The organism is Streptococcus sp. 1559 (genome assembly GCF_013276735.1).
Taxonomy (GTDB): Bacteria; Bacillota; Bacilli; order Lactobacillales; family Streptococcaceae; genus Streptococcus; species Streptococcus pseudopneumoniae.
In genome coordinates this window covers 18,976-45,398 of the sequence record NZ_VMLO01000011.1, presented here as the reverse complement: position 1 = coordinate 45,398, position 26,423 = coordinate 18,976, and the positions used below count along the sequence as shown (strand labels likewise).

The window sequence follows — 26,423 nt, the reverse complement described above, 5'->3', positions numbered from 1 at the left end:
CCATCTGTATCGGCTTTAGTAGGGTCTGTTCCTTTCTCTACTTCTTCCTTATCAGTCAAGCCATCGCCGTCTGTATCGGCTTTAGTAGGGTCTGTTCCTTTCTCTACTTCTTCCTTATCAGGGAAACCGTCTCCGTCGGTGTCTTTGGTATCTGGATTTGACTGAGGATCGTTTGGATTTGTTCCTTCTGCCTTTTCTACCTTATCAGGGAAGCCGTCTTTGTCGGTGTCGACATTGTCTGGTGTTGAGTTCTTATCGTTTGGATCTGAACCTGCGTCTTTTTCTACAACATCAGGGAAACCGTCTCCGTCGGTGTCTTTGGTATCTGGATTTGACTTAGGATCGTTTGGATTCGTTCCTTCTGCCTTTTCTACCTTATCAGGGAAACCGTCTCCGTCGGTGTCTTTGGTATCTGGATTTGACTGAGGATCGTTTGGATTCGTTCCTTCTGCCTTTTCTACCTTATCAGGGAAACCGTCTCCGTCGGTGTCTTTGGTATCTGGATTTGACTGAGGATCGTTTGGATTTGTTCCTTCTGCCTTTTCTACCTTATCAGGGAAGCCGTCTTTGTCGGTGTCGACATTGTCTGGTGTTGAGTTCTTATCGTTTGGATCTGAACCTGCGTCTTTTTCTACAACATCAGGGAAACCGTCTCCATCGGTATCTTTGGTATCTGGATTTGACTTAGGATCGTTTGGATTCGTTCCTTCTGCCTTTTCTACCTTATCAGGGAAACCGTCTCCGTCGGTGTCTTTGGTATCTGGATTTGACTGAGGATCGTTTGGATTCGTTCCTTCTGCCTTTTCTACCTTATCAGGGAAACCGTCTCCGTCGGTGTCTTTGGTATCTGGATTTGACTGAGGATCGTTTGGATCTGTTCCTTTCTCTACTTCTTCCTTATCAGGGAAACCGTCTCCGTCTGTATCTACTGTTTCATTAGGTCCTACTGCAACATAGCGAGGATATCTTGAACGAGGCTGTACAATTCCAGCTACGACAGGTAATTGTGAAGCCACTACCCCATCTTGAACATCCGCTTCTATTTCCCACTTGTAAGCATTGTGAGAAAAATTTTCCCATGAATTGATACCAAACAGTAACTGATTTTTTTCTTTCCACTCAGTTGGAATATCGGAACCTGAACCAACCTTTCCTATTTTTTCCCAAAATTCATTCCATTTTCCTTCGTTTCTAGGGTCAAAATCAGGATTGAAAACTAATTCTCTTGTCGCACCAGGAAATTCATGCACTCCCAAATCGTGCACTAATTTCCACGGCAATCCCCCTCCCCCTGTTTTTCCATCAGAATTATAAGTTCTAATCCTAACCGTCCGATGATCCAAACCAGTTGGTAACCAAGCAGTAAGTCCTGGCCTAGCCCAGTATTCATAATTTTTATTGAAAAGTATTGTATATTTTACATGCTTGCCATTTTTTGATATCTCAGTTCTTACTTGTACTGATTGCTTAGCATACCCAACTTCTCTAGGTGTATCCCCAAGATAAGTCACATTATCTACCGTTTCAAAATGAGCAGAAACGGTAGATATATCACTGCCTAAAAAGGAGAGTCCTACCAACACAGAAGCCGCGCCAAATTTAAATTTTCTGAGAGAGTAGCGAAAGGCTTTCTCTCCACCTTTTTTCTTATTTTGTATCAATTTCAACAATTATTTTTCTCCTTATGTTCTAAGTAATTCTTTCTGTGAACTCCAAGGCCAGCCAGCTTTTTTCTGACTTCAGAAAGCCTCAAGTGTAGCCGTCTGCTTCCTGAGTATCAATGATGGCAAAGACTCCTACAGGGCAAAAAACATGCTCTGGATAGTCCAAGCCTGGTAATAAGCAGAGGTACCAACGCCTGTAGATACATACCAGGTGCTCCTTCATCGCTCAAACCGCCATTATGTTGGATGACAATCCTATCGATAGCTAAACGATTGTCATCGCTATTCATGATTTCTTCGTCGACATCAGCGATAAGACCTGAAAATAAATCACCATTTATCCGTTTTGTTTTCACCTTAATCACCTCCTAGTTATCTTCCTTTAGGTGTTGAAACATTGAAATCTGCACTCTTTCCATTTCTAAAAAACCATCTACTAGCTACTCAACCACATCCGTACTGGTTAGACCATAAGCTTGTTTAACAGTCTCCGTCTAAACTGAGTTTTCTTTCAAATGCACCGAGACAAACTCAAGTTTCAAGGAAGTTCCTGTCTTTTAAGCACAAAAAACAAACCGGACCTTGAGTTGTTTTACGCTGTAAATTCCATTTTTTCATACTGCTTTCCAGTCAGGCTATTCTTTCCCTGACTATAGGTTTTCTTTTACCCCCTCGATTTTTCTTGCATTGGAGTGGAGTTTCCGCAGGCACACCCGCTTCTTTAGACTGGATGCCTTCCCACTTGATTATTTCGTCAGAGATTATCCCTTCACAGATCTTGACAAAGAATGTAAAAGGCTTGCTTTCACCTGCGTATTTATTTCTCAGTCAGACACTGGTAGAGAAACTTTTCTCGTTCTAAAAGTTGCGCTGCCTTCTGATAGGATATCCAGTGTTCCTTGCTATTATAAATACCAAGCAATCCCTCACAAAGCAACCCCATGCTTGAAAGCACAACAGAGACAAGGCGATAGTAATCGCCCGGCATGGGAATGGCACAAAAAATCGCAATCAAAAAACCGGAAACAATCTCAGCAATCTCCAAGACCTTGTAGCGTCTGCGATGCTGGAAACTTTTCCCCTGAAAGCAGGTGATTTGCTTTTCCAATCACTCTGTCATATAGACTTCTTCTGGTGTCATATAGAACTCCTCTCTGTTTTGTTTACCACTATCATAATAATACATAATAGAAAGTGAATCAACTTGTAGATTGTAAAACTAGACTTCCTGCAAAACTAGAATCCTAGTTCACGGTTGATAATGCCAGCAATCGAGTTCATTCGTAAGCCGAAGCGTTTACGATGATTTCGATAGGTTGTTGAAAACATTTTAAACGTTTTTACTTTGGCAAAGATGTTCTCAACCTTGCTTCTCTCCTTAGATAGCGCATGGTTACAGGCTTTATCTTCAGCTGTTAGCGGCTTGAGTTTGCTGGATTTACGTGGAGTTTGTGCTTGAGGATATATCTTCATGAGCCCTTGATAACCACTGTCAGCCAAGATTTTACCAGCTTGTCCGATATTTCTGCGACTCATTTTGAACAACTTCATATCATGACAATAGTTCACAGCGATCTCCAAAGAAACAATTCTCCCTTGACTTGTGACAATCGCTTGAGCCTTCATAGCGTGGCATTTCTTTTTACCAGAATCATTCGCTAATTGTTTTTTAGGGCGATTGATTTTTACTTCCGTCGCATCAATCATTACCGTGTCCTCAGAACTGAGAGGAGTTCTTGAAATCGTAAAACCACTTTGAACAAGAGTTACTTCAACCCATTGGCTCCGACGGAGTAAGTTGCTTTCGTGGATACCAAAATCAGCCGCAATTTGTTCATAAGTTCGATATTCTCGCACATATTGAAGAGTGACCATAAGAAGGTCTTCTAGGCTTAGTTTAGGTTTTCTTCCACCTTTTGCGTGTTTAAGTTGATAAGCTGTTTTAATACAGCTAACATCTCTTTAAAAGTCGTGCGCTGAACACCAACAAGACGCTTGAATCGTGCATCAGTTAGTTGTTTACTTGCTTCATAATTCATAGAACTATTGTACCATATTTTGTTTCGCAGGAAAGTCTAATATATAAATAGCAACTTACGACTATTTACCCCACTGTACCTCCTATGAAGAATATACAGTCTAGTGATAATTATACCACCCCCCCCCGAATTTTGCAAGGAAAAACATTTTATTTTTTCGGTTTTGTAATTCGAATGTGAGAATGTCTTTAGTAAATCGAACGTGAAAATGTCCCATTTGATAAAATAGTCGTATGAAAAGTATCCAACTGAATATGAATAAAACGAAAAAATATCTTGTGATAAAAGCTATAGACCAAGGAAAGAAAACAAAGAATCGAGCCTGTGTCGAACTGAATCTTTCTGAAAGACAAATCAATCGTCTGCTACTAGCCTATCAACAGAAAGGAAAAGAAGCCTTCAGACACGGAAACAGAAATCGAAAACCAAAACATGCAATCCCTGATGAAAGCAAAATAATTGCCCTCAATCTCACCATTTTTTTGGGACATCATCACTTTCGATTGACAGCATCAATCCACTATAACTCTGCACATAAAAATGGAGAAGATGCAATCCTCTTCTCCAAATATTAACTTCTTTACAAACCAACTATAGTTGACAAAGAACCTAAAATCAATTGATAACACAGGGTCAGGTCGGTCAATTCCTTCAACTGTAGCCCTGTCAATTCTTCCCATTTATCAATTTTGTATTGGAGAGAATTGCGGTGCAGATAGAGTTGCTGGGCTGTTTTTGTTAGGACAGCACTATTTTCCCAAAGGGAGAGAATGATTTCCTGAATCTGATCTTGATCCAAAATCATCTGGTGTAGACATTCCTTGATTACTCTCAAGTCCACGAGTCTTTCTCCCATACTCCAAAGATAGAGCTGAGAAAAAGTATGAACACCTTGGTGACCCTGACGCCACCAAGTCTTAAATAAATCTCTCTCTGCTTTAATCAAGTCTGATAGGGCTTGATGTCTTGCCTGAGACCAAACCTGGCCTAACATGATAGAGAGACGAAGTCCAAAGTCATATTCAACCGCTTCAATCGTATCAGATAAGATTGAACGTACAGAGGTGTACTTATCTTGTTGCAGCACGAAAACATAATCCTGAGCTCCGACCTGAAGCACCGTCTGACAATTCGGAAAAAGAGTCCGCATCATATCTAGCCAAGAAGCCAGATTTTCCTGCTGAAAATAGGAAAGATGGCAATACACCAACTGAATCTTTTTAAAAGTTTGCGGTGCCTGACCCTTCCCCTCAATCAGATAGGAATACCAAGGATTGAGCGAACGAGCCTGCTCCTGCTGGGTCAAAAGGGAAATCAACTGCTTTTCACGCTCACTGAGCCCAGCTTTCTCCAGCAAAATCCACTGCTGAGAAGCTAAAGGGAGAGTGAGATAGCCCTCTTTCTCTACTGGTTGGTCTGAAATCTGAGCCTCAGGAAACCAGTCTTGTAGTTCTTTTGTCATCATGTCCTAGCCCTCCACTTTTTGGATGCACCACCAAATCAAGCTCTCAAGACGTTCCAAATTTTCAGTCATATGGAGATAGCCCATCACAGCTTCAAAACCTGTGGACATGCGGTAAGTCACCACATCGGCATTTTTAGCCTTTGTGTGGCTATTGGTATTGCGGCCACGTTTGTAGATTTCTTTTTCTCTTTCCGTTAGGACTTGCTCCTCTAACATGAGGGAAATCAGGCGAGCCTGAGCCTTGGCCGACACATACTTGGTCGCTTCTTGATGGAGTTTATTGGGTTTGGTCATGCCTTTGAGGATGAGGTGACGACGAATATACATGGAATAAACCGCATCTCCTTCAAAGGCTAGCGCAATCCCATTAATGAGATTGACATCAATCACGTGTCCACCTCACTCCATCCTTGGTGTCAAGGAGCTTAATTCCCTGAGCAGCCAATTGATCACGGATTTGGTCTGCTGTCGCAAAGTCACGATTGGCACGCGCCTCTTGGCGTTTTTGAATCAAGTCTTCAATCTCTGCATCCAAAGCTTCCTCAACAAAGACAATTCCAAAAATTTCTAACATATCTGCAAGAGCTTGCTTGACACTTGCATCATAGTTACCTGAGTTAATCCACTTGGCCATTTCAAAAACAACTGTGATACCGTTGGCAGCGTTAAAATCTTCATCCATAGCCGCCACAAACTTATCTTTAAATGCTTGTAATTCTTGGGTATCCACGTTTCCTGTAAATAGTTGCTCGTAAGTATTCTTCAGATACTTGAGATTAGTCTCTGCATCACGCACTGCCTTTTCTGTAAAGTTGATAGGCTTGCGATAATGTTGAGTCGCAAAGAAGAAACGAAGCACTTGCCCATCAAGAGTTTTAAGGGCATCGTGTACGGTGATAAAGTTCCCCAAAGACTTGGACATCTTGACATTGTCAATATTGACAAAGCCATTGTGCATCCAGTAGTTGGCAAAAGTCTTGCCTGTTTTAGCTTCAGACTGGGCAATTTCATTAGTATGGTGAGGAAACTCTAGGTCAGCTCCACCACCGTGAATATCAATGGTGTCGCCCAAAATCTCTGTCGACATGACTGAACACTCGATGTGCCAGCCCGGACGACCAGGTCCCCAAGGACTGTCCCAAGAAATCTCGCCTGGTTTAGCAGCTTTCCATAGAGCAAAGTCTACAGGATTTTCCTTACGTGCCGTTTCTTCATCGATACGACCTGAAGCACCTAGCTCCAAATCTTCCAAGGTTTTATTGGCTAATTTAGCATAGTTGTGGGATTTTTCCACACGGAAGTAAACATCCCCTTGGCTCTCGTAGGCAAAGCCTTTTTCAATCAAATCTTCCACAAAGCGGATGATGTCAGCCATAAACTCCACTACACGCGGATGTCGGGTCGCAGGTTTGACGCCCAAGGCTGTCACATCCTCACGAAAGGCAGCGATGTACTTGTCCGCAACCTCCTGTGGCGTAATGCCTTCTTCCTTGGCACGGTTGATAATCTTATCATCCACATCCGTAAAATTGGAAATATAGGCAACCTCATACCCACGGTACTCAAAATAGCGACGAATGGTATCAAAAGCTACCGTCGAACGGGCATTCCCCACGTGAATATAGTTATACACGGTTGGCCCACAAACATACATCTTGACTTTGCCGTCCTCAATCGGGACAAATTCTCGCAAATCACGAGACATGGTGTCATAGATTTTAATCATAAAATAATAGTCAGGAAAACCAAAATCCAAGAACACTTAGTTTCATCACTAAGAGTTCAATTGAATTTCAGTCCGAATATCTCTACACTTCGGAATCCCTTGCTCCTTTCTCATTCAGATAAACCACCTGAGTCTGTTTGACAAAGCCAATTTTTTCATACAAACGTTTGGCACCTACATTGCTATCCTCTACTGCAATTTGGAACTCCTTATCATTTTGCTCAATTAGTTGGTTGACAAGGGATTTTGCTAAGTAGCTTCCATAGCCTTTCCCACGTTCAGGTTCCAATATTGCTAAACCGTAGAAGTAATTCGTATTAGTCGATAAATCTACCGTGCAAGTTCCAATAACCTGACCGTCTTTTAACAAAATATACAAGCGACTTTCTGGATCCTTCAGAGCTTCAGCGACATATCTATCCACAACTTCTCTAGATTCATGTTCCTCTGAAAATGCCTGAAATTTTAACTGACTAATTTGATCCTGATACGAACTATCTGCTAACAAAACTTCAAGATTGGAAAGATTGGAAACATTTCCTAACTGATATGGTCTTCTATCCTTACCTAACCAGGTTTCTGTCTCTTCATCCTCGACCAATCCCCAATTATTGACAAAATCAGGATGACGCTCTAGAAAAATACGCTCTGTCTGAAAAGTGACTGAACAAATAGAGAAAGAAGCTGTTTCTTTCTCAAAACTCGCAAACAAAGCACGCGCAATTCCCTGACGGCGATGATCTGGATGAACCAGTATCGTCACTTCCACATCTTGATCATCTGCATAAACAGTTAAGAGACCAACAAGTTCGCCTTTTTCATAATAAAGGAAAAAGGCGGGCATGTTTGGGTCAAAATTAAGCATGTTAGAGAGATAGGGATCACGATAGGTACCGTCATAGTTTTGGCAACAGTTAATTAGTTTTTTCGCCTCAGATAACTCCTCTTGGCTTAACTTGTTTCTTGCTTGAATCATATAGGTATCCTCTACAAACCAGACGATCTATGACTGGCATCTTTAGCCTGCTCGAGTTTATTGACATAATACTCTCGTTTTTCTTCGACTTCGTGAATGACAGGCTCATCTTTCTTACCATGAAGACGGACAATCTTAGCCGGAATACCGACAACCGTCACGTCACTAGGTACATCTGCTACGACAACTGCTGCAGCACCGACCTTGGCATTTTCACCAATTTCCACAGGCCCGATAACTTGGGCATGGGCTGATATGAGGGCTCCCTTTCGTACAGTCGGATGGCGTTTGCCACAGTCTTTCCCTGTTCCCCCGAGAGTCACTCCGTGATAGAGAAGAACGCCTTTTTCAACAATCGCTGTCTCTCCAATCACCAGACCAGAACCATGGTCAATAAAAACACCTGAATCAATCTGGGCTCCTGGATGAATCTCAATCTGAGTCCAAAAGCGCCAAAACTGACTGTACATACGAGCTAATAGTTTGAAGCCGTGCTTCCAGAGAAAATGCGAGAGACGGTGGGCCGCCAAGGCCTTGACACCTGGATAAGTCAGCAAAACCTCCAAAGTGGTGCGGGCCGCTGGATCATTTTCTTTTACAATATCAATGGTTTCGCGCCACCACCCCATACATTTCTCCTTTTCTTATTCTGAATCTTTTGGTGTTTCTGTAAATTCTTTCTTAGGTTTGTAATCCTTTTGATGACGTGGGCGGTGAGGGCGCTCAGACTTTTCACCTTTTTCATCATGCTCAGGTTTTGGCGGACGAGGTAGAAGAGCCTTCATAGAGGCATCGATACGGCCTTTTTCATCAATTTTGATAACCTTAACATCAACTTCATCCCCGATTTCTACCAAATCCTCTACACGATTGGTACGAGTCCAAGCCATCTCAGAGATATGAACAAGGGCATCTGTCTTATCAAAGAGGTTAACAAAGGCACCAAATTTCTCGATACGAACGACTTTAGCACGGTAAACTTCATCCACTTTGGCTTCACGAACCAAACCAGCAATAATTTCTTTGGCACGGTTAATAGCATCTTGGTCACTAGAGTAGATAGACACATTTCCTTCTTCGTCTATATCAATCTTAACACCTGTTTCAGCGATAATCTTGTCGATGGTTTCTCCACCCTTACCGATGACAATCTTAATCTTGTCCACATCAATCTTGATCGTATCAATTTTCGGAGCAGTTGGAGCCAATTCTGGACGAACTTCTGGAATGGTTGCTTCAATGACATCAAGGATTTCAAAACGCGCTTTCTTGGCTTGAGCAAGAGCCTCCGTCAAGATTTCTGCAGTAATCCCTTGAATCTTGATATCCATTTGAAGGGCTGTAATCCCATCACGAGTACCTGCAACCTTGAAGTCCATATCTCCAAAGTGATCTTCCAAACCTTGGATATCTGTCAATACTGTGTAGTTATTTCCATCTGAGATAAGTCCCATAGCAATACCAGCTACTGGCGCCTTGATTGGCACACCACCAGCCATAAGGGCAAGAGTTCCCGCACAGATAGAAGCTTGAGATGAAGAACCGTTTGATTCCAAAACTTCTGCTACTAGACGGATAGCGTATGGGAATTCTTCCAAGCTTGGCAAGACTTGAGCAAGAGCACGCTCACCAAGGGCACCGTGACCGATTTCACGACGACCTGGCGCACCGTAACGACCTGTTTCCCCTACAGAATATTGAGGGAAGTTATAGTGGTGCATAAAGCGTTTCTTGTACTCTGGATCCAAACCATCAATGATTTGAGTTTCTCCCATCGGAGCCAAGGTCAAGACTGAAAGAGCTTGAGTTTGCCCACGAGTAAAGAGACCTGAACCATGTACACGAGGAAGGAAGTCGACAACCGCATCCAAAGGACGGATTTCATCGACCTTACGACCATCAGGACGCACCTTGTCTTCTGTAATTAAACGTCGCACTTCTGCGTGTTCCATTTGTTCCAAGATTTCAGCCACATCACGCATAATACGGTCAAATTCTTCGTGGTCCGCATATTTTTCTTCGTAAACGGCAGTCACTTGGTCTTTCACTACTTGAGTCGCAGCTTCACGGGCCAATTTCTCTTCTACTTGAACTGCCTTTTGGAGGTCACTGTTGTAGGCTGCAATGATTTCAGCTTGCAATTCAGCATCCACGTGAAGCAATTCCACTTCTGCTTTTTCTTTACCGACAGCAGCAACGATTTCTTCTTGGAAGGCAATCAATTCTTTGACAGCTTCGTGCCCTTTAAGAAGCGCTTCCAACATGATTTCTTCTGACAATTCTTTGGCACCAGACTCTACCATGTTGATAGCGTGCTTGGTTCCAGCTACTGTCAATTCAAGAAGAGATTGCTCTGCTTGTTCTTGACTTGGGTTGATGATGATTTGGCCATCTACATATCCCACTTGTACCCCAGCAATTGGTCCGTCAAATGGAATATCTGAAATAGACAGTGCCAAAGATGAACCAAACATAGCAGCCATTGGTGCAGATGCATTTTCATCATAAGAAAGCACTGTATTGATGACTTGGACTTCATTACGGAAACCTTCCGCAAACATAGGACGAATCGGACGGTCAATCAAACGCGCTGTCAAGGTCGCATCTGTTGAAGGACGTCCTTCACGTTTCATAAAGCCACCAGGAAACTTCCCAGCCGCATACATTTTTTCTTCGTAGTTGACTTGGAGTGGGAAGAAATCCCCAGTTGCCATTTTCTTAGACATAACGGCAGCAGTCAAGACAGTTGACTCACCGTAACGTACAACAACAGAGCCATTTGCTTGCTTAGCAACCTGACCAGTCTCTACAATTAACTCACGACCCGCAAAAGTCGTTTGAAACACTTGTTTTGTCATTTTAATCCCCTTTGGATTGATGAAATTATACGCCTTGCCTACAAAGATCAAGATACTAAGGGCGTGAAGAATCCCGTATGAAAATAGGAGATTGACGCAGTGTGCGATGCGCACCAGGAAATCTATCTTTTTCACTAGGGATTTAGCCCGTGTTCAATTACTCAAGATACAAATCATTAGAAAGGTTTGATGCTAAAGCATCTAATCCTTTCACGCTAATCGCTATCAGGCGATTAGCTAAATGCTTTACTAACTCTCTCGTCAAATGATATCGATTTGACTCGTTCGTGTCGCTCAAACTAAATACTGAAAAGAACAAATTATGAAAAAATTTCTGTCATAAAATTGAGAATTGACAAAGCCTTTGAAACCCAAATACCCTCATCTTTGTATCAAGTACGTACAGAGTCTATTTTATCATATTTTTCTTAAAAAGTGCGGTCTTTACCATTAAAAAGGAACCATTCCCCTCACTTGAGAAGAATGGTTTTCTTTTTATTATCCTAGAGACTGATGATTAAACAAGGCATGGGTTGCTTGATGGATGTATTTTGCTGTTTCAGCATTGTTCATAGTGTAGAGATGCACACCTGCAACATCCTGAGTTACCAAGTCCACGATTTGGTCCACCGCATAGGCAAGTCCTGCTGCTCTGAGCGACTCAGGGTCATGCTCATACTTGTCTAAGATGGCTTTAAATTTGCGTGGAAGATGGATATTCTCACAAGTCTTCAAGAGGCGGAGAGCCTGATTTCGATTCAGAATTGGCATAATTCCTGCATGAATGGGAACATCAATCCCAGCCAAGATGCACTTGTCTTGAAAATCATAGAAACGCTCATTGTCAAAGAAAAGCTGAGTTACGAGGCTCGAACAACCTGCATCTACTTTCTTCTTAAGATTTTGAATATCTGAAATCTGATTTGGTGAATCTGGATGGCCTTCTGGATAGCAAGCGCCAACAATATCAAAGTGAGGGGCTTGTTCCTTGATGAACTCAATCAAGTCCGTTGCGTAGCGAAAATCCTTTTGTGGTTCCACATCTGGAATAATATCCCCACGAAGAGCCAAGATTTTCTGCACCCCAACCTTGTCCAAGTCTGCAATGGTTTCAGCAACCTTGTCCTTGTTCAAATAGATAGCTGGCAAGTGAGCAATAGTCGGAATCGCCAAATCATTTTGGATAAAGTCAGCCAAACGGACCGTCGTTTCCTTGATATTAAATTTATTATTGCTGGCAGTTACACTGATAAAGTGGGGAGCCAACTCCTGCATATCTTGAAGAGCAGAAATAATGTTATCATTACCCACGGCTGGGTTGGGAGGGAACACTTCAAATGAGAGTGACGGTGTTTGGCGTGACATATGTAATAACCTTTTCTAGTTGATTTCTTTTTGAACAACCATTGTATGGAGAGAAATCTAATCTTACAATTTCTCACGCGCAGCTTTCGCTGCTTCAACAAGGCGGATCAAGCTTTCTTTTGTTTCTGGAATACCACGTGTTTTCAAACCACAGTCTGGGTTGATCCAAACTTTCTTGCTTGGCACTTTAGCAAGGATAGCTTCGATTGTATTGTCGATTTCGCCTTCATTTGGCACACGAGGTGAGTGGATATCGTAAACCCCAGGTCCCACTTCTGTTTGGAAGTTTTTCGCTTTGAGTTCGTCCAAGATTTCAAGGTTTGAACGGCTAGCTTCAAATGAGATAACGTCTGCATCCATGTTGTCGATAGCTGGGATGATATCTGTAAATTCTGAGTAACACATGTGAGTGTGGATTTGTGTATCTGACGCTACTGTTGAGTGTACCAAGCGGAAGGCAGGAATTGCCCAGTCAAGGTAGTCTTCGTACCAGTCGCTACGACGGAGTGGCAATTTCTCACGAAGAGCAGCCTCGTCGATTTGGATGATCTTCACGCCAGCAGCTTCAAGGTCAAGAACTTCATCCTTGATAGCAAGAGCGATTTGAAGAGTAGAATCCTTGATAGAGATGTCTTCACGTGGGAATGACCAGTTGAGGATGGTAACAGGTCCAGTCAACATACCTTTAACAGGTTTGTTTGTACGGCTTTGTGCATAGCTAGACCATTTAACAGTGATAGGGTTAAGACGAGTGACATCACCCCAGATGATTGGTGGTTTCACCCCACGCATACCGTATGATTGTACCCAACCATTTTTAGAGAAGAGGTAACCTGACAAGTTTTGACCGAAGTACTCAACCATGTCATTACGCTCAAATTCACCGTGAACAAGGACATCAAAGTCAATATCTTCTTGCCATTTGATCCATTCATCGATCGTTTCAGCAAGGAAAGCATCGTACTCTTCTTGAGACAATTCACCTTTACGGTAAGCCAAACGTTTAGCACGAACTTCTTTAGTTTGAGGGAATGAACCGATAGTTGTTGTTGGAAGAGCTGGAAGTTTGAAAGCTTCTTCTTGGATAGCTTCACGTTCTGCAAATGCTGGCAAACGAGTGTAGTCTGCGTCTGTCAAACCAGCGATGCGCGCACGGAGTTCAGCATTTTCACCCACACGTTCAGTCGCAAAGAGTTCTTTGTTAGCTGCAAGTGCTTCTTCACCTTGACCATTGCGGATAGCATCCAAATCACGGATCTCATCTAATTTTTCAACCGCAAAGGCAAAGTGGTTCAAGATTGCTGGTTCAAATTCTTCATTAGCAGTTGTAAATGGCACATGAAGAAGCGAGCATGAGCTTGTCAACACAATGTTTTCAGCTGGGATTTGCTCAAGAACAGCCAAGCTCTTTTCGTAGTTGTTACGCCAGATGTTTTTACCATTGACAATACCTGCATAAAGAGTCTTGTCAGCTGGGAAGCCACCTTTAACCAATTCAAGAGTTTTCTTACCTTCAACGAAATCAAGACCGATAGCATCTACTGGCAAGTTCACAAGGTCAGCGTAAACGTCACGAACATCTCCGAAGTAAGTTTGAAGCAATACTTCAAGACCTTTTTTGTCAGCCAAAAGTTTGTTGTAAAGGTTCAAGAAGAGAGCTTTTTCTTCAGCTGTCAAGTCTTTTACAAGAGCCGCTTCATCCAATTGGATGCGAGTCGCACCAAGTTCAGCCAATTTTGCAAAAACTTCTTGGTAAGCAGCAACTAAGCTGTCTACGAAGTCTTCTGCTTTCACACCTTCTTCAAAGTCTGACAATTGAAGGAAAGTGAAGGGACCTACAAGAACAGGACGAGTGTTCAATCCAAGTTCTTTGGCTTCTTGAAACTCATCAAAAATCTTGTGACCTGCAAGTTTGACTTGAGTGTCTTTTTCAAATTTAGGAACGATGTAGTGGTAGTTAGTGTTAAACCATTTCTTCATTGGGAGGGCGCGAACGTCCCCTTTTTCTCCTTGGTAACCACGTCCCAAAGCGAAGTAGCGCTCAAGGTCAGACAAGTCCAAGTTTTGAACGGATGCAGGTACTACGTTGAAAAGGAAAGCTGCATCTAGGAAGTTGTCATAGTGAGAAAAGTCATTTGATGGGATTTCAGTGATGCCTTTTTCTTTGACAATGTTCCAGTGTTTAGCACGCAAGTCTTTTGCTGCTGCTAAAAGTTCTTCCTCTGAGATTTCTTTTCTAAAGTATTTTTCAGTTGTAAATTTTAATTCGCGGAATTCACCCAAACGAGGGAAACCGATGATTGTAGTTGACATGATGTGTCCTCCAAAATTTGTTGTTGAAACTATCTTAACAGAAAAGAAATCATCTGTATAATTGTAAAAAATTAGGCTTTGATATAGTTTGAAACTATATATCTGTTTTAAACAAAAGAAAAAGACCTGAGACAAATGCCTCAAATCCTTTGTATAGCGTGTTTTATAGCTTTATTTCAGTTATGCTCTTCAAACGCTTTATTAGTAATTCTTATAAGTGACTATGGCTTGTTATTAGAAAAGACTATAATACTCTTCGAAAATCTCTTCAAACCGCGTCAACGTCGCCTTGCCGTACTCAAGTACAGCCTACGGCTAGTTTCCTAGTTTGCTCTTTGATTTTCATTGAGTATGAGTCTACTCTAATCAACTCTTTTCCTGTTCGAGTGGGACGACTACTAGTGTCTTTCCTAAACTGGCTAGGACTTTTAAGACTGTGTCCAACTGAGGACTAGTCTTGCCTGTTTCCATCCTAGCTATGACAGGCTGGCTTATTCCACTGACTTCTTCTAGCTTTTTCTGACTGATTCCTTGCTCATGCCTGGCTTCAATCAGCTCACTCATGATAGCCACTCGCATATCACTTTCAAGGATTTCCTCCTTGGTAAAGAGTTGAGACCGGACATCCTTCCAATTACTCCCAATAGCACTCTTCTTCATCTCTTAACCCTCTTTCTTTTACGTCTATGTATTTTTTGAAAAAATGAGCGAATTATAATTCGATAGATTGACCAGGGGGTTTAAAATTGGTGCTAGCTTGTTTCTTAAGCGCTTTTCCTTTTCTAGGATAGAGCAGATCCTGTTTTGACCATCCTAATTTTCCATGATGGATCCAGTAGTAGATGGTAGAAATTCCCACGTTAACGCCCTTAGCCTTGACCATCATTTCAGGCGAAAATTTTTGGTTATGATAGTGGAGAATCTTTTCCTTTAGTTCCTTGGTCAATCTTGATTTCTTGACCGAGCGCTTGCGATTATTTTCATAAGACTGTTGAGCATAGTCGGCAGAATAAACCTCTTTAAAGCGTCCTTTTCCAAGACATTGTCGGACTGTCCCACGCTTGTTTCAGTATGGATAGTTTGAGGAGCTTTTCCAAGTAAAGAGGCGATTTCTCTATTTGATTTCCCTTCTTTTTTCCATCGGGTAAATTCCCAAACTAAGTTCCACTGCTAATCCAAGTGGAAGTTAGTCTGATAAAAATCCTAAAAACCAGTGGAAATCCGTGTCAGGGTAAGTTCCACTGGTTTTACTAATGCTTGATTTCATTGCTTTTATAGCTGAAAGAAATAGAAAAAAAGAGCGCACAAAATCCCCTCATCTGAAAGCGTTTCAGATTAAGTTCCACTATGGTGGAAGTTAGTGTGAGACGTTTGAATGGGGTTGAAGATTAGTTTTTAGAACGTATGTTGGAGTAATTTAGAAGACTGACAGACGTCTTCTGCAGATATTTTAGAAATGCCTAGAAGCTTAGGAATCTCTTCTCCATAGGTAAATGCAAAGAGTTCATAGGCTGACTTTCCATTCAAAGCAGCGCGTTTGACACTGTTGACATGCGAACAAACGAGATTGATGTCCTCTTGAGTTAAATTGTCAAAAGAAGTTCCCTTAGGTAGAATGTCTCGAATCAGCGTGTGATTTTTCTCAATTCTCCCTTTCTGGTCAGAGCGATTAGGGTCACAAAAGAAGAGTTTACTCTCTCCTCGCACATCCATTTCGATGTCATCAACCCTTGCAAACTCTCCACCATTATCGGTAAGAATGACAGGGAAGAGTTGGAAGAAATCTTTGTCAGCTTGGTGAAGAGTGTTCTTGATATCATAGAGGTGTTTGGTAACCTCAAGGGCAGTTTTATTATCCAGAAGTCTAGCGAAGATAAAGTTACAGAAAGACAGGTTGAAGGTGAGTAAGACTTTCCCTCCCATCCTCCCCAGAACTGTATCCATTTCTAGCCAAGAGTCTAGTTGATTAAGGGCTAAATAGTTTTGGAAATCCTCATAGGAACGGCCTTTTTTAGCTTCTTTAGGGATGGAAGGTAGCTTATTTTTCCGTCTTTCTTTGAAATTAACGGCTCTGGCTAGGTCAATAGGAGCGATAGATAGGTATCCTTTTCGGATGTGTCGATAGACAGTTGAGGAGCTGACATCAAGGTTATGAGTTTTGAGGATATGATAGATGTGTTGTCCCTTTTTAACCCCATCAGAAATGACTTTGTCCATTTCCCAGAAGGTCTTGGAATTGAGAGGAGTTCCTTCACGAGCTTCAACAAGAGTTTGTTCGTACTGTTTTTGAGCTTGCTTAGCGAGGTAGAAGATTTTCTGATAGCCACAGTTTTGTCTTCTTTTAGGGCAGCCGTTACAGACAAAGGGAGCTTTGTCGAGTAGAGGGCAAGGAAGGTTGTTAGAGGTAGAGTCTCTAATTTGTTTATTTCGTTTGACTTCTTTAGAAACAGTAGTCGGGTCTTTTAGAATAAGTTGTCCAATAGCTTTGAAGGTTTCACCGCGCTCTAAGCCTAATTGGATATCATTACGGTCTGAAAGGGTAAGGTGTTTATGTTTTGTCATAGTAGACCTCATTTCTAACTCAAACGTCTCACACTTAATTCCACCATAAAAATCCGTTTTAGACTAATTTCCACTTCGGCTAGCCAAGTGGAAGTTACTTTGAGAAGTTACCCTTTTTCCATCGTTCGATTAAGCGACGACTATCGATTGTCAAATGTTTGCCTTTTGTAGTATAATTGTCTTGCATCTCCGTGACTTTTAATCATTTCAATCTTAAATTGGACTTTTTTTTACTTGGGTTGTACTTAATCTATAAGGAAGACAAGAAAAAGAGTATCAATCAAGTAAAGTCACAAAGTCACATTAGCTCCGAGCAACCATTGCAAATCGAGGTACTCATACAATGATTAAAATATTTCTCTCTGCCTTTTCTGTCATTCTCTTTGCTATCCCTATCATAGCTTATTCTTTTTTTCCATCTTCTAATCTTAATATTTGGCTATCTACCAGACCTATCTTGGCACAGATTTATGCCTTCCCCTTAGCTACTGCAACTATGGTTTCTATTTTAAGTTTCGTATTTTTTTCCCTATCTTTTTACAAGAAAAATAAACAAATACGGTTTTATTCTAGCATCTTTCTCTTACTATCGTTCATATTACTATTATTCGGAACAGATAAAACCCTTTCTTCCGTATCAAATAAGACTAAAACCTTAAAATTAGTAACTTGGAACGTCGCTAATCAAATAGAAGCACAACATATTGAGCGAATTTTTAGCCATTTTGATGCCGATATGGCTATATTCCCTGAACTAGCTACCAATATCAGAGGTGAGCAAGAAAACCAGAGAATCAAACTATTGTTTCATCAAGTTGGACTTTCTATAGCCAACTATGATATTTTTACTTCTCCACCTACTGACAGTGGAATAGCTCCTGTGACTGTGATTGTCAAGAAAAGTTATGGTTTCTATACAGAAGCTAAAACTTTCCATACAACACGGTTCGGGACAATTGTATTACATTCGAGAAAACAAAATATACCAGATATCATTGCTTTGCATACTGCTCCTCCTCTGCCAGGTTTAATGGAAATCTGGAAGCAAGACTTAAACATCATTCATAATCAATTGGCTTCAAAATATCCAAAGGCTATTATTGCAGGTGATTTTAATGCAACTATGCGTCATGGAGCACTTGCAAAAATAAGCTCTCATAGGGACGCATTAAATGCACTACCACCTTTTGAAAGAGGAACTTGGAATAGCCAAAGTCCAAAACTTTTTAATGCAACAATAGATCATATTTTATTGCCTAAAAACCACTACTATGTTAAAGATTTAGACATTGTAAGTTTTCAAAACTCTGATCATAGATGTATTTTTACAGAAATCACATTTTAATTATTTTATACTCTTCGACAATCTCTTCAAACCACATCAGCATCGCCTTACCTTAGACATATGGTTACTGACTNNCAAAACAGTGTTTTGAGCAACCTACGGCTAGCTTCCTAGTTTGCTTTTTGATTTTCATTGAGTATTATATAAAATCACCCCTCTAGTGTTCATAAACTAGAGGGGGAATTTGTATCATACTATCGTTTAACGCACTTCTGCATTGATTTTTTCTTCGAGAGACGCTTGGATTTTTTCCATATATCGTGCGACTTCTTCGTCCGTTAAGCTGTCTTCTGGATTTTGGAAGGTCAAGCTATAAGCCATGGACTTCATACCAAGTCCCAATTTCTCACCTGAGAAGACGTCAAAGAGTTTGATATCTGTCAAACGTTTCACGCCGGCAGCTTGGATAGCATCTACAACTTCTTGATGAGTCACTTCTGCCTTGAGGAGAAGGGCAACGTCACGGCTGACTGCCGGGAATTTGGTGATTTCTACAAATGGAGTCGCTAGCTGAAGCGCAGCTTCGATAGCTGAAAGGTTAAGCTCAGCTACATACGTTTCTGGAATATCATAAGCCTTAGCAGTGACTGGATGCACTTGACCAAGGAAACCAAGAACTTGGTCACCGAGTGAAATCACGGCTGTTCGACCTGGATGAAGGCTAGCAATTTCAGCTGTTGCTGTATAAGTCACTGCAAGTCCCAAGCGAGTAAAGAGCGCCTCTAGGATTCCTTTAGCATAGAAGAAATCAACTGGAACTGCTGCTGTTTGGAAATCTTTTTCAGCAACCAAGCCTGTCAAGGCAAAGGCAAAACTGTTGATTTCATTTGGAAGTTCTTCTTTTGGATTACCTGTTTGTTCAAAGACTTTTCCAATCTCGTAAAGGGCCAAATTTTTGTTCTTACGAGCCACATTGTAGGCAACTGTATCTAGGATACCTGAGATCATATTTTGGCGGAGGACTGAACGGTCCACTGTCATTGGCCACATGAGTTCAGTAAGGTTACTTGGTTGAGCCGTAAACTCAACTGCTTTTTCAGGAGTAGTCAGAGCGTAGGTGATGATTTCTGTCAAACCTGCTCCTTCAGCAATGGTACGAACTTGACGGCGGAGTTTCTGTGTGGCTGTCAATTCACCTGCTGTACCATCGTCTTTTGGAAGGCTGGTTGGCAAGCGATCATAGCCATAGATACGAGCGATTTCTTCAAAGAGGTCTGCCTCGATAGTGATATCCCAGCGACGACGTGGGACGCTGACTGTAAAGCTGTCTGCATTTCCAGAAAGACCAAAGCCAAGACGACGGAAGACGTCTTCTACATCAGCATAAGAAAGATCAGTTCCGAGGACACGGTTAACATCAGCAAGAGTTGAAGAAACTTCTACGTCTGATGTGTCAAGTTCCCCAGCTGAAACAATACCTTTACGCACAGTCGCACCTGCAAGTTCCGCAATCAGGCTAGCTGCCGCATCAAGGGCTTCATTAACTGTTGCCACATTGATGCCTTTTTCAAATCGAGAAGACGATTCTGAACGAAGGTTCAGGCGACCACTTGTCTTGCGGATAGATTTGCCATTGAAAACAGCAACTTCAAGGACGACACGACTAGACTTTTCAGAGATTTCTGTTGCTTGACCACCCATAACACCTGCAAGGGCTACTGGTTTGTCTGCGACAGTGATAACTAAGTCATTCACCTCTAAGTCACGTTCTTCACCATCTAAAGTCACTAATTTTTCACCAGCACGCGCTTCACGCACACGGATGTCAGTCCCTTCAAAGGTATCCAAGTCAAAGGCGTGCATTGGTTGACCAAAGTAGAGCAGGATGTAGTTTGTCACGTCCACTACGTTGTTAATAGGACGGATTCCTTCGTTCATGAGAAGGTTTTGCAACCATTGTGGACTTGGTGCAATCGTCACATTATCCAAGATACGAGCTGCATAGTAAGGCGCCTTGTCTGTATCAATGCCCACAGAAAGAACATCTGCTGCAGCTTGGTCAGTTTCTGAAAGAGTAAATTCTTTAAAGTTGACTGCCTTGTCATAGATAGCTGCCACTTCGTGAGCCACTCCACGCATAGAAAGGGCATCTGCACGGTTTGGTGTGATAGACAGTTCGATGATTTCATCATCCAAGTCTAGGTATGAGAAGACTTCCTCACCTGGAACGGCATTTTCTGGCAAAATTTGGATGCCATCTGCGAATTCCTTAGGCACAACTGAGTCAGAAATTCCCAATTCGCCAAGCGAACAGATCATTCCAAGTGACTCTAAACCACGGATTTTTCCTTTTTTGATTTTGTAGTTGTCAGCGATGCGAGCTCCTGGAAGAGCCACCATAACCTTGATACCAGCACGCACATTTGGGGCACCACAGACGATTTGACGGGCTTCTTCTTCGCCAACGTTAACCTGACAAACATGAAGGTGAGTTTCTGGCACATCTTCGCAGGACAAGACCTCACCGACGACAATTTTTGAGAGACCAGCAGCCGGTGATTCGACACCTTCTACCTCGATCCCTGTGGTTGACATTTTTTCAGCCAACTCCTGTGATGGCACATCAATGTCCACCAATTCTTTTAACCATTTATAAGATACAAGCATAATTTAGTTCTCCAGAATGACCATTGCCACACTGGTTCTTTTCCTTTCCTATCATTTCAATAGAAGAATCCTCTTCTTACCTTAATTTCTTTCGCAGTAACCAATCCGTATCTACTTTTTGACCAACCATAAAATGATGTTGGCTAAATTTTTCAAAACCATATCGATTATAAAACGCTTGAGCTTTTGTATTATGCTCCCAAACACCTAACCAAGCCCAAGAAAAACTATTTTTTGTAGCAAGTTCAAGAGCAAATTCAAACAGTTGCTTACCGAATCCAAATCCTTGGAATTTTTGTAGCACATAGAGGCGTTGAATTTCAAAAGCGTCCTCTAATTCTCTCTCAGTTTGAGCACTTCCCCAGTTGACTTTGAGAAAACCAGCTATCTCCTCTTCATGCATAATGAAATAGGTTTCGGAGTCAGGATTTTCCAACTCAGTTGATAAAACTCTCAGACTATAAGCCTCTTCAAAGTATTCCTGTAACTGCTCTTCCGTATTATCATGAGCAAATGTTTCACGAAAGGTTTGTTTGGCAATTTTAGCCAACACCTCAACATCTACCATTTCTACTTTTCTAATCATTATTTAAACTGCTCTGAGAAGCGGACATCTCCTTGGTAGAATCCACGGATATCGTTGATTCCGTAACGGAGCATGGCTACACGCTCTTGTCCAAGACCAAAGGCAAATCCAGAGTAAACAGTCGCATCGATACCACTCATTTCAAGGACACGTGGGTGAACCATACCGGCCCCCATAATTTCGATCCAACCTGTTTTCTTACATACGTTACAGCCTTCTCCACCACACTTGAAGCAAGAAACATCCACCTCAACAGATGGCTCTGTGAATGGGAAGTAAGATGGACGCAGACGGATTTGACGCTCTTCACCGAACATTTTTTGCACAATCAACTGAAGGGTTCCTTGAAGGTCAGCCATAGAGATATTTTTCCCAACTACCAAGCCTTCGATTTGGTGGAATTGGTGACTGTGGGTCGCATCGTCCGTATCGCGACGGAACACACGCCCTGGTGAGATCATTTTCAAAGGACCTTTAGAGAAATCATGGGCATCCATAGCACGCGCTTGAACTGGAGACGTGTGAGTACGGAGTAAGATTTCTTCTGTGATATAGAATGTGTCCTGCATATCACGGGCTGGGTGGTCTTTGGGAAGGTTCATACGTTCAAAGTTATAGTAGTCTTGCTCCACTTCAAAACCATCCACGACTTGGTAACCCATCCCAATGAAGATATCTTCGATTTCTTCACTAGTTTGTGTCAAAACGTGACGGTGACCAGTCGCAACTGGATGACCTGGAAGGGTCACATCGATACTCTCGCTTGCTAATTGAGCTGCAACTTTCTTTTCTTCCAAGAGCTTAGCAGTTTCTTCAAAAGCTGCTGTCAAGACATCACGAGCTTCATTGACGTGTTTCCCAATGATTGGACGCATCTCAGCAGAAACATCTTTCATCCCTTTGAGGATTTCAGTGAGCGAACCCTTTTTACCAAGGACAGAGACACGCAAATCTTGCATCTCTTTTTCATTTTCAGCAGTAATCTGCTTCAAGCTAGCCAGCGTTTCTTCACGAAGCGCTTTTAATTGTTCTTCAATAGTTGACATAATTCCTCCATCAGTCGCTCGTAGATAAAAAGAAAACCACATGCCAAAAACTCCACTCGGAGCGTTGACACGCGGTACCATCCGTTTTCATCTGACAAGTCAGACCTTCATTTCTAAATCCATGCGCAAGTGAATTCACCCAGCTTTCATATAGAGAGCTTGCAGTCACGGCTCTCCTCCCTGATATACTTCCCTTGGGCTACTAGTCTTTCAGATTCCTATTCAATTACTACTTAGTTTATCAGATTTTTACCATTCTTGCAAGACCTATCTTACTTCTGCTTGTTAGCTTATTCTTATCTAACTTTATAGCGGATTGAAATAAGATGAAAACAAATCGATTGGGAAAGTAAAATTAATTTCTATAAACGTTTTAGCAATTGTTTCGTACTATTTTAGATTCAGTCTACTATATATAACCAATCTATCCTAAGTTAACTATTTATAATCGGCTCTCTGTAACAAAATTAAATTAATTAATCCCCCTATAAAATAAAGAGGTTTAGAATTTGATGTCTTCCAAACCTCTTTATTTCATATTTAATGAGATGCTGCCTTAACCGTGATAATATCTAATCATCAATAAACAAACTATTTGAATAAGGATTCTCCATTTGATTCAATCACTCCTTTATACCAAGTAAAGGACATTTTCTTATATCGATTGAATGTACCACTTCCATCATCGTTTCGATCAACATAAATGAGACCGTACCTCTTAGAAAGCTGTGCAGTGGACATAGAAACGCAGTCAATACATCCCCAAGACGTATAGCCCATAATTTCCACACCATCTTGTAGAGCTTCAGCTACTTGCAATAAATGTTCTTTCATATACTGAATTCTATAATCATCTTGGACTGTTAAGTTATTAAATTCATCTTTTATTAGTTGATCTTTAGCACCTAATCCGTTTTCTACTATAAATAATGGGATTTGATAACGGTCATAATATCTATTTAAAATTATACGTAGTCCAATTGGATCAATTTGCCATCCCCACTCAGAAGACTCTAAATAAGGATTTACTAAACCACCAATAATATTCCCTTGTCCTGAATTATACTGTGTTGGAAGAGCAGATTGAGTCACACTCATGTAATAGCTAAAGGATAAAAAATCTACGGTATAATTTTTTAATAACTCTGCATCTTCAGCTGCAAACTCTATGTTAATGTCATGTTCCTTAAAATATCTTTTTGCATAATTCGGATAATAACCTCTAACATGCACATCTGAAAATAGATAATTTAGATTCTCATACTCATGAGTCGCCCATACATCTTTTGGATTTGGAGTCATTGGATAAGCTGGCATAGCTAATACCATACATCCCACCTTAAACTCTGAATGAATCTCTCGAGCAATTTTTGTAACCAAACTCGAAGCGACTAACTCATGATGTATAGCTTGATATAATTCTTGTTTCGAAAGATTCTCCTTAGGTATATCTATTCCTCCACTAGTAAACGGTAATTCCAAAACAGAGTTTACTTCGTTAAATGTAAGCCAATATTTAACTTTATCTTTATACCTTTCTAAAACTGTTCGAGCAAATTTTTCATAAAAATGAATCATTCTCCTATCAATCCATCCATGATATTTTCTTGCTAAATATAATGGAGTCTCATAGTGTGAAAGAGTTACAAGTGGTTCTATCTCGTGAGCATGTAGTTCATCAAACAATTCATCATAATATTTCAAACCAGCTTCGTTAGGTTCTTCCTCATCTCCTTTTGGAAAAATTCTACTCCATGCAATAGAAGTGCGAAAAACATTAAAGCCCATTTCAGAAAACAAGGATATATCTTCCTTATATTTATGATAAAAATCAATACCTAATAATTTTAAGTTATCTTCTGTAGGATTTTCTGTTGCTTCTCCTAATCCACCTTTGGGTAACACATCCTGAACTGATAATCCCTTACCATCTTCATTATATGCTCCCTCTACTTGATTAGCTGCAACAGCTCCACCCCAAAGAAAATCATCTGGAAAAATGGTCATAACTTTCCTCCATTATAATATTACCAGTAATTCCTTAGAATGCTCGATTGTCTGATTATTAGGTAATACTAATACATCTAGAAAATCGTTGGTATTCGTTACAATTACTGGTGTAACTGTTTCGTAGCCTTTACTCTTGATTAAATTTAAGTCCATTTCAAAAATCAACTGATTTTTGAAAACTCTGTCTCCTTCTTCTACATGACTAATAAAACCTTGACCTTTTAGCTCAACAGTATCTAATCCAATATGAATTAGTAACTCAACACCCTCATCACTCTTCAATCCAATTGCGTGCTTAGTCGGAAAAATATTTGTAATTTTCCCATCAAATGGTGCATAAACCTTACCCTCACTTGGGATAATCGCTACTCCGTCTCCAATTAGTTTATCTGAAAATGTTTTATCCTGGACATCGCTTAACGGAATGATTTCTCCTGATATAGGAGAAAATATCATTTTTTTATTTGAAACTCCAACTTCAACTTCTAAATTGCTAGAACTCCCTTCTTCATCGATTCCAAATATATAAGCTAATACAAAGGTAATAACAACCGAAATGACTGCCACAATTAAAGCATTTACAATATTTGATGGCACATCAGAATAAATAAATTGAGGCAACGCTATCAAAGCTGGGACAGCAAATAGATATGCTTTAACACTAGTAAGACCTGCAAACAATCCCGCTAATCCACCACCAATCATAGCTGCATAAAGCGGTTTTTTATATTTTAAAGTCACACCATATAATGCAGGTTCGGTAATCCCTGCAAGTAAGGCTGAGAAACCTGCTGCAAAAGCAATTTGTTTTGTATTATTATTTTTACTCTTTAATGCAACAGCCATCGAAGCAGCCCCTTGAGCTAAGTTTGACCCTAACATTGCTGGAAGAATTAATACGTCTGGAGTAGCAATAGATGCCGCCAAAAAAATAGGTGCAAAAGCCCAATGCATTCCAGTCATAACAATAAATGGCATAATAGCGCCAAGAATAGCTAATGTAAGCCATCCAGCTACACCATACATTTGCCCAACTAGATTTGATAATCCTTCACCAACAATTACTCCAATAGGTCCGACTACAACTAAGGCAATACAGCTTGATACTAATAATACTAGCGTAGGTTGCAAAAAACTCTTAGTAACAGCTGGTGTTAATTTAGCAATCATTTTTTCAATATATTTCATCAACCAAACCATAATAAGAATTGGAACGACTGACGAACCATAACTAGCTGGTGTCACAGGTACACCAAATAAACTAAGAGGATTCCCTGATTGCACCATTTGAACAAAATTTGGATGGAGAAGTACACCTGCTACAGACATAGCTAATGTAGATGTTACTTTTAATTTTTGTGATGCAGAATAAGCTAATAACAGCGGTAAGAAATAATATGGAGCATCCCCAAAAAATGTCAAAAAAGCAATAGTCTGAGAATCTGATTGCAATATACCAAGCATTGGTGAAATAATTACCAAGACTTTCAGCATACCTCCCCCTAACATTGCTGGAATGATTGGAGTCATGGAACCAGCGATATATTCAATGATTCTTTCTAAAATATTCCCTTTGTGCCCTTGATCAACTGAATCTGTTTCAAAATTGCCAAGTTTAATGAATTCTTTATAATAATTGGCTACATCATTACCAAGTATAATTTGATATTGCCCATTCTTTTTCATAATACCTATTACACCTGGTATCTTCTTCACATCATCATCATTGACTAAATTTTCATCTTTTAATTCTAATCTTAAACGTGTTACACAATGGGTAACTCTATTGACATTTTTTTCGCCTCCAATTACATCGAGGATTTTTTGTACTGTATCTTTATAACTCATGGTATTCTCCTAT

19 protein-coding genes and 3 pseudogenes are annotated in these 26,423 nt (G+C 40.8%); 2 read left to right on the top strand and 20 right to left on the bottom strand.

What is annotated here, in order from left to right; all coding sequences use genetic code 11:
• The 4 genes and pseudogenes from HT688_RS02800 to HT688_RS02785 all read right to left on the bottom strand — a co-directional run.
• Positions 1–1,670, bottom strand: a 1,670-nt coding sequence (locus tag HT688_RS02800; RefSeq protein WP_188112442.1) for a YSIRK-type signal peptide-containing protein, incomplete at its 3' end; no start/stop codon positions are given.
• A gap of 107 nt (positions 1,671–1,777) precedes the next feature.
• Positions 1,778–2,020, bottom strand: a complete 243-nt coding sequence (locus tag HT688_RS02795) for a hypothetical protein (RefSeq protein WP_000851052.1) — start codon at positions 2,018–2,020, stop codon at positions 1,778–1,780.
• A 274-nt stretch (positions 2,021–2,294) separates the two neighbouring features.
• Positions 2,295–2,772: pseudogene (locus HT688_RS02790) on the bottom strand (DUF4231 domain-containing protein).
• Between the two features lie 128 nt (positions 2,773–2,900).
• A protein-coding gene (locus HT688_RS02785; RefSeq protein WP_172923544.1) for an IS5 family transposase occupies positions 2,901–3,703 on the bottom strand; the annotation gives its coding sequence in 2 pieces (ribosomal slippage) (positions 2,901–3,610 and positions 3,610–3,703; 804 coding nt in all).
• Between the two features lie 254 nt (positions 3,704–3,957).
• On the opposite strand from HT688_RS02785, the pseudogene HT688_RS02780 reads away from it, so the two are divergent.
• Positions 3,958–4,158: pseudogene (locus HT688_RS02780) on the top strand (helix-turn-helix domain-containing protein); the annotation flags it as partial.
• A gap of 125 nt (positions 4,159–4,283) precedes the next feature.
• Here the strand turns inward: HT688_RS02780 and HT688_RS02775 are convergent.
• The 11 genes and pseudogenes from HT688_RS02775 to HT688_RS02725 form a co-directional block, all read right to left on the bottom strand.
• The gene (locus HT688_RS02775; RefSeq protein WP_000988346.1) at positions 4,284–5,168 is read right to left on the bottom strand and encodes a helix-turn-helix domain-containing protein; all 885 of its coding nucleotides are present in this window, start codon (positions 5,166–5,168) and stop codon (positions 4,284–4,286) included.
• A 3-nt stretch (positions 5,169–5,171) separates the two neighbouring features.
• Positions 5,172–5,558: a Mini-ribonuclease 3 gene (locus tag HT688_RS02770; RefSeq protein WP_000567930.1), complete on the bottom strand. Its 387-nt coding sequence runs from the start codon at positions 5,556–5,558 to the stop codon at positions 5,172–5,174.
• Positions 5,551–6,894 carry a cysteine--tRNA ligase gene (gene cysS, locus HT688_RS02765; RefSeq protein ID WP_050259796.1) on the bottom strand — a complete coding sequence of 448 codons (1,344 nt, stop codon included), beginning with the start codon at positions 6,892–6,894 and terminating at the stop codon, positions 5,551–5,553. The genes HT688_RS02770 and cysS overlap by 8 nt, the downstream gene beginning before the upstream one ends.
• Positions 6,895–6,976: 82 nt before the next feature.
• Positions 6,977–7,870, bottom strand: a complete 894-nt coding sequence (locus HT688_RS02760) for a GNAT family N-acetyltransferase (RefSeq protein WP_050267722.1) — start codon at positions 7,868–7,870, stop codon at positions 6,977–6,979.
• Between the two features lie 11 nt (positions 7,871–7,881).
• Positions 7,882–8,499, bottom strand: a complete 618-nt coding sequence (gene cysE, locus HT688_RS02755) for a serine O-acetyltransferase (protein ID WP_000539991.1) — start codon at positions 8,497–8,499, stop codon at positions 7,882–7,884.
• A gap of 15 nt (positions 8,500–8,514) precedes the next feature.
• Complete coding sequence (pnp, locus tag HT688_RS02750; protein ID WP_054393154.1) at positions 8,515–10,728, bottom strand: polyribonucleotide nucleotidyltransferase; 2,214 nt, start codon at positions 10,726–10,728, stop codon at positions 8,515–8,517.
• 498 nt (positions 10,729–11,226) lie between these two features.
• The gene (metF, locus tag HT688_RS02745; RefSeq protein ID WP_050265982.1) at positions 11,227–12,093 is read right to left on the bottom strand and encodes a methylenetetrahydrofolate reductase [NAD(P)H]; all 867 of its coding nucleotides are present in this window, start codon (positions 12,091–12,093) and stop codon (positions 11,227–11,229) included.
• Between the two features lie 63 nt (positions 12,094–12,156).
• Positions 12,157–14,406 (bottom strand): 5-methyltetrahydropteroyltriglutamate--homocysteine S-methyltransferase, encoded by a 2,250-nt coding sequence (metE, locus tag HT688_RS02740; protein ID WP_172923543.1) that lies wholly within the window; start codon positions 14,404–14,406, stop codon positions 12,157–12,159.
• A 366-nt stretch (positions 14,407–14,772) separates the two neighbouring features.
• Positions 14,773–15,066 carry a type II toxin-antitoxin system RelB family anti-toxin gene (gene relB, locus HT688_RS02735; protein ID WP_172922116.1) on the bottom strand — a complete coding sequence of 98 codons (294 nt, stop codon included), beginning with the start codon at positions 15,064–15,066 and terminating at the stop codon, positions 14,773–14,775.
• Between the two features lie 58 nt (positions 15,067–15,124).
• Positions 15,125–15,549, bottom strand: a pseudogene (locus tag HT688_RS02730) (helix-turn-helix domain-containing protein); the annotation flags it as partial.
• A 252-nt stretch (positions 15,550–15,801) separates the two neighbouring features.
• Positions 15,802–16,968, bottom strand: coding sequence for an IS30 family transposase (locus HT688_RS02725; protein ID WP_166727949.1), 1,167 nt, complete (start codon positions 16,966–16,968; stop codon positions 15,802–15,804).
• A 343-nt stretch (positions 16,969–17,311) separates the two neighbouring features.
• Between HT688_RS02725 and HT688_RS02715 the strand changes: the two genes are divergently transcribed.
• The gene (locus tag HT688_RS02715; RefSeq protein WP_050207961.1) at positions 17,312–18,313 is read left to right on the top strand and encodes an endonuclease/exonuclease/phosphatase family protein; all 1,002 of its coding nucleotides are present in this window, start codon (positions 17,312–17,314) and stop codon (positions 18,311–18,313) included.
• A 201-nt stretch (positions 18,314–18,514) separates the two neighbouring features.
• Here the strand turns inward: HT688_RS02715 and pheT are convergent, their stop codons facing one another.
• The 5 genes from pheT to HT688_RS02690 form a co-directional block, all read right to left on the bottom strand.
• Positions 18,515–20,920, bottom strand: a complete 2,406-nt coding sequence (pheT, locus tag HT688_RS02710; RefSeq protein WP_050265977.1) for a phenylalanine--tRNA ligase subunit beta — start codon at positions 20,918–20,920, stop codon at positions 18,515–18,517.
• Between the two features lie 76 nt (positions 20,921–20,996).
• A complete protein-coding gene (locus HT688_RS02705; RefSeq protein ID WP_000619957.1) occupies positions 20,997–21,506 on the bottom strand; it encodes a GNAT family N-acetyltransferase in 510 nt (169 codons plus the stop codon).
• Positions 21,506–22,552, bottom strand: coding sequence for a phenylalanine--tRNA ligase subunit alpha (pheS, locus tag HT688_RS02700; RefSeq protein ID WP_050265989.1), 1,047 nt, complete (start codon positions 22,550–22,552; stop codon positions 21,506–21,508). The genes HT688_RS02705 and pheS overlap by 1 nt, the downstream gene beginning before the upstream one ends.
• Positions 22,553–23,143: 591 nt before the next feature.
• Complete coding sequence (locus tag HT688_RS02695; RefSeq protein WP_000151847.1) at positions 23,144–24,559, bottom strand: glycoside hydrolase family 1 protein; 1,416 nt, start codon at positions 24,557–24,559, stop codon at positions 23,144–23,146.
• A gap of 12 nt (positions 24,560–24,571) precedes the next feature.
• Positions 24,572–26,410: a beta-glucoside-specific PTS transporter subunit IIABC gene (locus HT688_RS02690; RefSeq protein ID WP_172923542.1), complete on the bottom strand. Its 1,839-nt coding sequence runs from the start codon at positions 26,408–26,410 to the stop codon at positions 24,572–24,574.
• Positions 26,411–26,423: the final 13 nt, after the last annotated feature.

Excerpts from the sequence above, each read along its gene's own strand:
- HT688_RS02775 (WP_000988346.1), bottom strand. The coding sequence starts at position 5,168 with ATGATGACAAAAGAACTACAAGACTGGTTTCCTGAGGCTCAGATTTCA.
- cysS (WP_050259796.1), bottom strand. The coding sequence starts at position 6,894 with ATGATTAAAATCTATGACACCATGTCTCGTGATTTGCGAGAATTTGTC.
- HT688_RS02760 (WP_050267722.1), bottom strand. The coding sequence starts at position 7,870 with ATGATTCAAGCAAGAAACAAGTTAAGCCAAGAGGAGTTATCTGAGGCG.
- cysE (WP_000539991.1), bottom strand. The coding sequence starts at position 8,499 with ATGGGGTGGTGGCGCGAAACCATTGATATTGTAAAAGAAAATGATCCA.
- pnp (WP_054393154.1), bottom strand. The coding sequence starts at position 10,728 with ATGACAAAACAAGTGTTTCAAACGACTTTTGCGGGTCGTGAGTTAATT.
- metF (WP_050265982.1), bottom strand. The coding sequence starts at position 12,093 with ATGTCACGCCAAACACCGTCACTCTCATTTGAAGTGTTCCCTCCCAAC.
- metE (WP_172923543.1), bottom strand. The coding sequence starts at position 14,406 with ATGTCAACTACAATCATCGGTTTCCCTCGTTTGGGTGAATTCCGCGAA.
- relB (WP_172922116.1), bottom strand. The coding sequence starts at position 15,066 with ATGAAGAAGAGTGCTATTGGGAGTAATTGGAAGGATGTCCGGTCTCAA.
- HT688_RS02725 (WP_166727949.1), bottom strand. The coding sequence starts at position 16,968 with ATGACAAAACATAAACACCTTACCCTTTCAGACCGTAATGATATCCAA.
- HT688_RS02715 (WP_050207961.1), top strand. The coding sequence starts at position 17,312 with ATGATTAAAATATTTCTCTCTGCCTTTTCTGTCATTCTCTTTGCTATC.
- pheT (WP_050265977.1), bottom strand. The coding sequence starts at position 20,920 with ATGCTTGTATCTTATAAATGGTTAAAAGAATTGGTGGACATTGATGTG.
- HT688_RS02705 (WP_000619957.1), bottom strand. The coding sequence starts at position 21,506 with ATGATTAGAAAAGTAGAAATGGTAGATGTTGAGGTGTTGGCTAAAATT.
- pheS (WP_050265989.1), bottom strand. The coding sequence starts at position 22,552 with ATGTCAACTATTGAAGAACAATTAAAAGCGCTTCGTGAAGAAACGCTG.
- HT688_RS02695 (WP_000151847.1), bottom strand. The coding sequence starts at position 24,559 with ATGACCATTTTTCCAGATGATTTTCTTTGGGGTGGAGCTGTTGCAGCT.
- HT688_RS02690 (WP_172923542.1), bottom strand. The coding sequence starts at position 26,410 with ATGAGTTATAAAGATACAGTACAAAAAATCCTCGATGTAATTGGAGGC.